General features: G+C 51.4%; 10 protein-coding genes. 8 read left to right on the forward strand and 2 right to left on the reverse strand.

Annotated elements, in window-relative coordinates:
- Window positions 1-114: 114 nt before the first annotated feature.
- The 5 genes from AB7U36_RS02190 (at window position 115) to AB7U36_RS02210 (ending at window position 6508) form a co-directional block, all read left to right on the forward strand.
- A complete protein-coding gene (locus AB7U36_RS02190; protein WP_428158170.1) occupies window positions 115-1245 on the forward strand; it encodes a glutamate synthase in 1131 nt (376 codons plus the stop codon).
- Window positions 1209-2843, forward strand: a complete 1635-nt coding sequence (locus tag AB7U36_RS02195) for a glutamate synthase-related protein (RefSeq protein ID WP_428158171.1) — start codon at window positions 1209-1211, stop codon at window positions 2841-2843. The genes AB7U36_RS02190 and AB7U36_RS02195 overlap by 37 nt, the downstream gene beginning before the upstream one ends.
- A 13-nt stretch (window positions 2844-2856) precedes the next feature.
- Window positions 2857-5187, forward strand: a complete 2331-nt coding sequence (locus AB7U36_RS02200; protein ID WP_428158172.1) for an FAD-dependent oxidoreductase — start codon at window positions 2857-2859, stop codon at window positions 5185-5187.
- A gap of 237 nt (window positions 5188-5424) precedes the next feature.
- Entirely contained in the window at window positions 5425-5964 is a 540-nt protein-coding gene (locus tag AB7U36_RS02205; protein ID WP_428158173.1) for a hydrolase, read from the forward strand.
- Between the two features lie 379 nt (window positions 5965-6343).
- On the forward strand, window positions 6344-6508 hold the full coding sequence (locus tag AB7U36_RS02210; RefSeq protein ID WP_428158174.1) for a hypothetical protein: 165 nt from the start codon (window positions 6344-6346) through the stop codon (window positions 6506-6508).
- 175 nt (window positions 6509-6683) lie between these two features.
- Here AB7U36_RS02210 and AB7U36_RS02215 read toward each other — a convergent pair whose 3' ends face one another.
- Together AB7U36_RS02215 and AB7U36_RS02220 are read right to left on the reverse strand one after the other, a co-directional pair.
- A complete protein-coding gene (locus AB7U36_RS02215) occupies window positions 6684-6896 on the reverse strand; it encodes a type II toxin-antitoxin system HicB family antitoxin (protein WP_428158175.1) in 213 nt (70 codons plus the stop codon).
- Window positions 6893-7078 (reverse strand): type II toxin-antitoxin system HicA family toxin, encoded by a 186-nt coding sequence (locus tag AB7U36_RS02220; RefSeq protein ID WP_428158176.1) that lies wholly within the window; start codon window positions 7076-7078, stop codon window positions 6893-6895. Before AB7U36_RS02220 ends, AB7U36_RS02215 begins: the two co-directional genes overlap by 4 nt.
- On the opposite strand from AB7U36_RS02220, the gene AB7U36_RS02225 reads away from it, so the two are divergent.
- Genes AB7U36_RS02225 through AB7U36_RS02235 form a run of 3 tightly spaced genes read left to right on the forward strand, consistent with a single transcriptional unit; the run spans window position 6992 to window position 8186 of the window.
- Window positions 6992-7399, forward strand: coding sequence for a hypothetical protein (locus AB7U36_RS02225; RefSeq protein WP_428158179.1), 408 nt, complete (start codon window positions 6992-6994; stop codon window positions 7397-7399). The two genes, AB7U36_RS02220 and AB7U36_RS02225, sit on opposite strands and share 87 nt — an antisense overlap.
- Entirely contained in the window at window positions 7396-7527 is a 132-nt protein-coding gene (locus AB7U36_RS02230) for a hypothetical protein (RefSeq protein ID WP_428158177.1), read from the forward strand. The genes AB7U36_RS02225 and AB7U36_RS02230 overlap by 4 nt, the downstream gene beginning before the upstream one ends.
- Complete coding sequence (locus AB7U36_RS02235) at window positions 7524-8186, forward strand: DUF3656 domain-containing protein (RefSeq protein ID WP_428158178.1); 663 nt, start codon at window positions 7524-7526, stop codon at window positions 8184-8186. The genes AB7U36_RS02230 and AB7U36_RS02235 overlap by 4 nt, the downstream gene beginning before the upstream one ends.
- Window positions 8187-8473 lie beyond the last annotated feature (287 nt).

An 8473-nucleotide genomic window follows, 5' to 3' on the forward strand; every position in this document is an offset into this window, starting at 1 on the left:
AACGGGAAAATAAAGATTGACAGTCTTAATAAGTGCATTTAGTCTTTAAGTTTCGAATTTTTGGCCCGCAGTCTTTTGACTGCTTAAAGAAAAGACCATAAGGAGTTGATAAATATGTGTCGTCTGTTTGCAATCACCAGCAAGGATCCTCAGTCGCCCATGCTGGCCATCAAAGCCCTTGACGTTATGAAGGAAGGGCATGACGGCTCGGGCGTGGGGCTTTTGCTCCAGGACCTTGGTGGCACCTTTGAAGAGATGAAAGATGCCCCGATCCTGTCGGGGATCTTTACTGAAGAAGGCATCTGCCGTCTGGACCTTTTTATGATGAAGCTTGGTTTCATGACCAAACATAAAATCTCTTTGAAACCACCTAAAACCCGGGTAGAAGGTGTTCCCAGACGACATATCTATCTGATCAGAGCCTATGAACTGCCCGAAGGCTGGGATGCCCTGACCCAGGAGGAGCTGGCCGCAAAACTTCTGGAGGTACGGCTTAAGATACGGGAGATGGGTGAAGAGAAAAATGACATGATCGTGTTCTCCTTCTGGCCGGACACCATCATGCTCAAGGAGATCGGGGATCCCATGAAATTGGGCGAATACCTGGGCCTTGACAGGAAAGAACTTGAAGCACGGGTGATCATGGCCCAGGGGCGGCAAAACACAAATTACGCCATCAGCCTGTATGCCTGCCATCCGTTCTTTATCAAGGGGTACTGCACCATGACCAATGGTGAAAATACGGCGTTTATCCCCATCAAGGATTTTCTTTCCTCAAGGAATATCCCGGGCTATACCGGATATCAGTCCGATTCTGAAGTGTTCGCCCACATCCTTCACTTTTCCATGGAAGAGCTGGGCCTGGGCATTGACGGCTATAAGCATGTGATCACGCCGCTTCAGCGTGATGCCCTTGAAAAGCATCCCAATTTTGAATTTCTGGATCATTTGAAAAAGACCTGCCGCCCTTTAATCATTGACGGCCCCAATATGGTCATCGGCACCCTGCCGGATCACTCCATGTTCATGGTTCAGGACCGCAAGAAACTGCGGCCCGGCGTGGTGGGGGGCAAGCCGGGCATGTTTGCCTTTTCATCCGAGATCTGCGGACTGGATGCCGCCATACCCGACCGAGACAAAACCATGGACATTCAACCCATGCATCTTGATACAGCCATTGTAAGCCCTGAGCGGCAGGAGGTAAATATATGTCGTCAAACAGAAGCCTTGAACCTTCCTCTTTAAGCCTGAATGATCTGCCCTGGCAGATCGAATATAATAATGACCGGTGTACCTTGTGCGGCCAGTGTACGGCTGTGTGTCCGGTCAAGGCCATCTCTCTTCATCCGTTCCAGAAACGGGTCATAAAAACGTCTGTGGGCAAAAATGCCGAGCACAGTAATGCCTATGACACCTTTTACGGGATCCGGCAGGACACCCGGGTTGAAAACGCCTGCATCGGCTGCGCCATGTGCACCCTGGTCTGTCCCAATGATGCCATCCGGCCCAGGCGAAATCCGGGCCTGGACAGGATGAAATTCCACATCAACCAGCATGGCATTCCCCGGCGCAGAGGCGGCCGGCGCAACGACTCTGGTTCGGTGCTTGACAGAATCAAGTTCACGCGTATTTCCATGCTTACGGATCCGGCTCTGGATGCCGGGCGCCATGAATTTGAGATGCGCACCCTCCTGGGCCGGGTGCTTCCTCCCAGGGAAAACATGAAACGCCTGCGGGAAAAGGGCTGGATTCCGCCGGTCAGGGAAATTTATCCCCTGATCATCGGCGGCATGTCTTTTGGGGCACTCTCCCCGACCATGTGGGAAGGCTTGCAGATGGGGGTTGCCTACCTGAACGAAGAGATGGGTATGCCCGTTCGTATCTGCACCGGCGAAGGAGGGTGTCCGCCACGCTTACTGCGCTCCCGGTTCCTTAAATATGTAATCCTGCAGATTGCGTCCGGCTATTTTGGCTGGGATGAGATCATCCACGCCATCCCGCACATGAAAGAAGACCCCTGCGCCATTGAGATCAAATACGGCCAGGGTGCAAAACCCGGTGACGGCGGCCTTTTGATGTGGCACAAAGTTAACAAGCTCATTGCCGCCATCCGGGGGGTTCCCCAGGGTGTCAGCCTGCCCAGCCCTCCGACCCATCAGACCCAGTACTCCATTGAAGAGTCCGTGGCCAAGATGATCCTATCCATGTCCATGGCATGGGGGTTCAGGGTTCCGGTATATCCGAAGATTTCCGCCACCTCCACCTCCCTTGCGGTGATGAACAACCTGACACGTAACGACTATGCGGCAGGACTCGCCATTGACGGCGAAGACGGCGGCACAGGGGCTGCCTATGCCGTTTCCATGGACCACATGGGCCACCCCATAGCCAGTAGTGTCCGGGACAACTACCTGAATCTGACAACCCTTGGCAAACAGAATGAAGTCCCCATATTTGCCGGGGGCGGTATTGGCAAAAACGGCAATATTGCCGCCAATGCAGCGGCCCTGATCATGCTGGGGGCATCCGGGGTTCAGATCGGAAAATATGCGATGCAGGCAGCCGCCGGCTGCGTGGGTACGGAAGAAGACCGGTGCAACGTATGCAACCTCGGCATCTGCCCCAAGGGCATCACGTCCCAGGACCCCAGGCTCTACCGCCGCCTTGATCCGGAAGATGTGGCCCAGCGCCTGGTGGATATTTTTGTCTCCTTTGACACGCAACTCAAAAAAATCGTAGCGCCCCTGGGACGCTCCACCTCCCTTCCCATCGGCATGTCCGATGCGCTGGGAATTGATGATAAAAACATTGCTGACCGCCTCAGTATTAAATATGTGGTGTAAAGGAGGACGGGATATGATGAAAAGCGACTATATTTTTATAGCAGGTAAAAGAGACGAAAAACGGATTTCCTCCCGGGTGCTTGAAGAGATTATTCACCAGCACGTCAAGCGGGGCAACAGAAAGCTTGAAGTCCAGGCCTTTGGCCAGCACGGTATTGGCGGACGACTCTGGGATTGCGCCCCTGAAAGTATGGACATCCGTATCATTGGTCATTCCGGCCAGCGCACAGGCTCCTTTGGCACACCCAATACCCGGATAGAGATCATGGGTCCGGCTTCGGATGACATTGGCTGGCTCAATGCCGGTGCTGAAATTATTGTGCATGGATCTGCCTCCAACGGGGCCATGAACGGCGCAGCCCAGGGCAAGGTTTTTGTGGGCGGCTCCATTGGCGCCCGGGGCATGACCATGACCAAGCGCAATCCCAGATTTGAGCCCCCTGAGTTGTGGGTGCTGGGGACGGCAGGGGATTACTTCGGCGAATTCATGGCAGGCGGCATTGCCGTTGTCTGCGGTGTAAAGGCTTCTAACCCGGAACAGCTTCTGGGTTACAGACCCTTGGTGGGCATGGTGGGCGGTAAGGTCTTTGTCCGTGGCCAGGCCAAAAGTTATTCCGACAAGGATGCCAAGGAAGTGGACCTTGATGATCAGGAATGGGCATGGCTGACCCTGGGTCTTAAAAATTTTCTGAAAAAAATCAAACAGCCTAATCTGTTTGACGAGCTGGCTGTGCGAAAAGAGTGGCGGCTGTTTGAAGCCAGAAGTCCCCAGGAAAAGGCCGAAGGGCCGGACCGGAAATCTTTATCCTGGTTCAGGGAACAGGTCTGGGATGCGGAGCTTGGCCGCGGCGGCCTGATCGGAGATCTCCAGGAAATGGAAAAGGGCACTGTTCCGGTCATTACCAAGGGTGAGTACAGAAGATATATTCCGGTCTGGGAGCAGGGAAAATATATCTCGCCCTGCCAGGCATCCTGCCCCACCGGAATCCCGGTCCAGCAGCGCTGGGCCATGGTCCGGGCTGATAACATTGACGAAGCCATATCCATGGGTCTTGAGTATTCTCCGTTTCCGGTGACGGTGTGCGGTCACCTCTGCCCCAGCCCGTGTATGGCGTCCTGCACCCGGAACCTGTCCTATATGGCCCCCATTAATGTTCGCCTTCTGGGCCAGGCTGCCCAGAATGTCAAACCGCCAAAACCTGCCAAAAAATCCCAAAAGAAAGTGGCTGTCATCGGCGCAGGCCCGGGCGGTATTTCTGCGGCCTGGCAACTTACCCTGAAAGGCCACACCGCCACGGTATTTGAAGCCGGCCAGACCATTGGCGGAAAAATTTCCGCTGTGATTCCCGAATCCCGAATTCCTGCCGAGACCCTGAATGCGGAAATTGACCGGATAAAGTCTTATATAAAGGATATCCGGCTGGGAGAGAAAATTGATGCGGAAAAGTTCAACCAGATAAAGAACAGCCATGACTATGTTGTGGTGGCCGCCGGTGCAAAAAAACCCCGGGCCCTTCCGGTCAAAGGAGCGGAGCTGGCTGTCTTTGCCAATGATTTTCTTGAGCAGGCCAAGGCGGGCAAGATAAAACCGGGCAAGAAGATCGTGATCATCGGCGCCGGCAATGTGGGGTGTGATGTGGCCACTGAAGCCTATCGGCTGGGTGCTGTTGATATCACCCTTATTGATGTCCAGAAACCGGCGGCATTCGGCAAGGAAAGAGAAGATGCCGAAAAATGCGGGGCCCAGTTCCGCTGGCCGTTATTTACCAAAGAAATTAATTCCAAAGGGGTTAAACTTGACACTGGCGAAATACTGCCGGCCAATACGGTGGTGATCTCCATTGGAGATGTGCCTGATCTCCCCTTCCTTGGCGAGGGGATTGAACTTGCCAGGGGATTTGTCAAGGTGGACGAAGCCGGCCGGTCCTCGGATAAAAAGGTCTTTGCCATCGGGGATGCCGTGGGCCCGGGACTTATCACCGACGCGATCGGGGCGGGCAGACGGACAGCCATTGTCATTGATCAGCTTCTCAAAGGCCAGGTACCGGATATGGACGGCCTTGCCCCCATGATCGACACCCGGCGTGTAAGTCTGACTTATTATAATCCCAGACAGGATGCCGATAACCTGGAAGCGTGCGCTCAGGACTGCGCCTCCTGCGGAAATTGCAGGGATTGCGGCATCTGCGTGGCAGTCTGCCCTGAAGGGGCCATCAGCCGGCAGGAAAAGGAAACCGGCTTTGAATACGTGGTGGATCAATCCAAATGCATTGGATGCGGATTCTGTAAAGGGGCCTGTCCCTGCGGCATATGGGAACTGATACCCAATACGCCTTTGATGTAAAAATGTATAATAATTCACGGCGTTGCCCAAAGTAACTGCATTTTGATATGAAAGCACTATCGCTGTCAGGATCGGAATCGAAAACAATGGATATTCCGATCCCGATAGCGATGCAAAAGCGGCAGGTACAATTATAAATTGTGGGCGGGAATTTATCAGTTATTTTTGTAAATCTTAGAATTTAAATTCAAAGGCAAAGGCCGCTTTCCAGAAATCCTCTAAAGAAAGGAAGTAGTTATGTTTACCAGAGACAATGCAGTCATGATGCTGGTGGATGTTCAAGGGCAGCTGGCACAGCTGATGTATCGTAAAGAGGCGTTGTTTAACAGCCTTGAGATTATGATCAAAGGGATGAAAGCGTTGGGTGTGCCCATTATATGGCTGGAGCAGATTCCCGCCAAACTGGGGGCCACCACCGAGTGCCTGGCCGTGTTGATGGAGGATCAAAAACCCATTGAAAAACACAGTTTTTCCTGTTGTGCCGAACCTTCATTTATGCAGGCTTTGAACACATGCGGCAGACGGGAAATCCTGCTTACAGGTATTGAGACCCATATCTGCGTATGCCAGACAGGGATTGATTTGATTGACCAGGGGTGCCAGGTCCAGGTGGTGGCCGACTGTGTCTCCTCCAGAACGCCTGAAAACAGACAGATCGGCCTCGATCGCCTGGCCGGGGCCGGGGCGCAGATTACCAGCGTGGAGATGGCTTTTTTTGAGTTGATGAAAACAGCCCGGTGCGATGCGTTCAAACAGGTTGTTCAGCTGATCAAATAGTGATTGATTCCTTTTGAGGTTTTGTCCTGCAGCAGAGCCTTGGGTTCAAACGGCTTGTCCGACAGGGGTAAGGAATCTGAGGGAATGACCATGTTTGAAAACATATCCGGCCTGCTTAAACAAATTGCTTTGGGCGAAGACTCTGTTTTAAAGTTGAAAACGATAGGGAAATTAAAGGCATACCTTGGAATTGTCTGGATATAGTTGAGGGATGGGTACGTTCCATCTGCAATGATTCAATAGACCCTCCCTTGGATTGTCTGATTCGAAAGTTCATTATGCCTGATCACCATGGCAGGGAAAAAAATATCATCCAGATTGCTGTGGTACCCCGCAGTCTGTTTGTTACCGGGGCGTGGAGCGCAATGCGGCTTACCAGTTGGATGCAAAAGATATCACGGGCTCGCTGGATGAACAGATCCGGCTGGCCTGCAAATTTGTGGAGCAGAATATGCGGGTGTTTGCCGTTAAAGCACCCAATCGCATTGAAACGCCCCAGTTTTCCATCGAAATAAAAAAATTTTGGCTGCGACGAGGGGATTGACCGAGGCCCCCTCGTTTGTGGGCTATTCTTGTTTGAGCCATTTTTCCAGTGCGTTTAAAGAACAATATAAAATGAACCTGGGGGAATGGTTGAAATGATCTCCCCAATCCCGCTATAATAGGGCCTCGGAAGAAATAAATGCCACAATATTGCGCCGAATTTTTTTCCGAGGCCCTTATGCAAGCTCACAGTAGATCGAGTAGGAATGGGGAACAGGGGTGAGAAGACCGTCTTCTTTCATTCCTTCGAGATGAAACTGCATTGCCTCTTTTATCAAGGTCTCGACTTCCTCTCTTGTTGTCCCCGTAGCAATACACCCGTCCAGATCAGGCGAAAAGGCGGAAAATCCTGTTTCCGTTTCTTCAACAACAACCAGATACTTTCTCATTTCAACCTCGCCTGCTTATAGATACTTCCAAGAGTTCCTGTTGACACATCATCCCCGGATTTGCCGGAAATGGTAACCCGTCCGGGCTTCAAAGGATGTTTGAACTGCCGGTGGCTCCCTTTCATGGCGACCAGATACCATCCGTCATTTTTAATCAGCTTGATTACATCCCTGACTTTCATGCCGGAAGCTTATCACATAAAACAAATTTTTGGAATGGAACTTTGAACTTCAAAACTATTGCTCAGATTTCAGTACAGGTCTTAACTCAATGTCATAAAGTTAGCATCCAAATTAAAACCATGAAGCGCATGAAGGACATGAAGATTGATTTTCCGGCATATATTCTTCATGCTCTTCATGTCGTTCATGGTAAAATAAAATATTCAATGCTTAAGTTGATGACATTGAGGCCCTGGTACTGGACCGGGTCCATGATCTGCGGGCCGGGGACGGGATATGTTTTCCCACAGCACCGGGCAGGCTCAAAGGATTTTATGTGAACGGGGTGGATGAAAACGCATTTGTGTTCCCGTCCGGCAAAACACGGATTCACGAAGATGATCTGCCTAAGGGAACCATGGTATTCAGAAACCATGACCTTGGGTTTGCGCGTCTTTGGCAGGCATGACCGCCCAAAGAAAGATATACCTGGATATGAAATTTTGTGAACACCCCCAAGGATTTGAGATCTCCTGTGTGGATGAGGACAATGTCGGGGCCCAGGCCCGGCTTTGTATCCCTGGCGAACCTGCCCGCAATCCAGACACGGCCAGGGCAGCTATTGAAAAGCAGTTGGGCAAACTGGGCAATACCTGTTTTTTGCTGAACCGCCTTGAAATCCTTTCAAAACCGGTGTTCTTGCCTGCCGCTGACCTGAACCGCCTGCGCCGGAACCTTTTGGACTGCCTGAAAAAGAACCGGTTAAAGGCCCATGCGCGGCTCACTGTTGCGCCAAGGCCTGTCCCAGTTCCTTTTTATCGTACCGATCTTGATTTCCGGGCCAATGCAGCCAATCATCTGGCGGTTCAGTTCTATAAGAAAAGAGGCGTAACATCCATTGCGCCTGCCTTTGAATGTGCCCCGCCAGGACCGGGGACTCCGGTCATGACCACAAAACACTGTATCCGCCGCAGCCTTGGGTGGTGTTCTGGAAAGGCAGAGAAAAACCGGAGCAATTCCCCAGATCAGTCTTCTTTGGAGCCGCTGTTTCTGACCCATGGCAAACACCGTTTCCAAGTGACCTTTAACTGCCGGGAATGCGAAATGCAGATCCGGACAGAAGGGTAGTTGCATGTAACTTTGACACAGGACATGCTTATGGGTTGATTGGGGCGTTTATTTAAAGGCTCATGTTGCGTTTCAAGGTCTTATTTGATCAAAAGCTCGACAAGCGAATGGAGCAAGGCCTTTCCTCGCTTGCCAGCGTTATGAACGAACTTAAAAAAAAAAGAAAGATTTCACACGCAAACGAGCACTTACATTCCAGACGCTTATTTTGTATTTCATGAATTTTATTAAAGGTTCATATCAAGACGAACTCGACCATTATTTTAAGGCGTTGTTTCGACTGGATG

Source organism: Desulfobacter sp. (assembly GCF_050177295.1).

What these genes read in the sequence shown, in the direction of transcription:
- AB7U36_RS02235 (WP_428158178.1), top strand. Translation starts at nt 7,524, where the DNA reads ATGACCGCCCAAAGAAAGATATACCTGGATATGAAATTTTGTGAACAC.
- AB7U36_RS02195 (WP_428158171.1), top strand. Translation starts at nt 1,209, where the DNA reads ATGTCGTCAAACAGAAGCCTTGAACCTTCCTCTTTAAGCCTGAATGAT.
- AB7U36_RS02190 (WP_428158170.1), top strand. Translation starts at nt 115, where the DNA reads ATGTGTCGTCTGTTTGCAATCACCAGCAAGGATCCTCAGTCGCCCATG.
- AB7U36_RS02205 (WP_428158173.1), top strand. Translation starts at nt 5,425, where the DNA reads ATGTTTACCAGAGACAATGCAGTCATGATGCTGGTGGATGTTCAAGGG.
- AB7U36_RS02225 (WP_428158179.1), top strand. Translation starts at nt 6,992, where the DNA reads ATGTTTGAACTGCCGGTGGCTCCCTTTCATGGCGACCAGATACCATCC.
- AB7U36_RS02200 (WP_428158172.1), top strand. Translation starts at nt 2,857, where the DNA reads ATGATGAAAAGCGACTATATTTTTATAGCAGGTAAAAGAGACGAAAAA.
- AB7U36_RS02220 (WP_428158176.1), bottom strand. Translation starts at nt 7,078, where the DNA reads ATGAAAGTCAGGGATGTAATCAAGCTGATTAAAAATGACGGATGGTAT.
- AB7U36_RS02215 (WP_428158175.1), bottom strand. Translation starts at nt 6,896, where the DNA reads ATGAGAAAGTATCTGGTTGTTGTTGAAGAAACGGAAACAGGATTTTCC.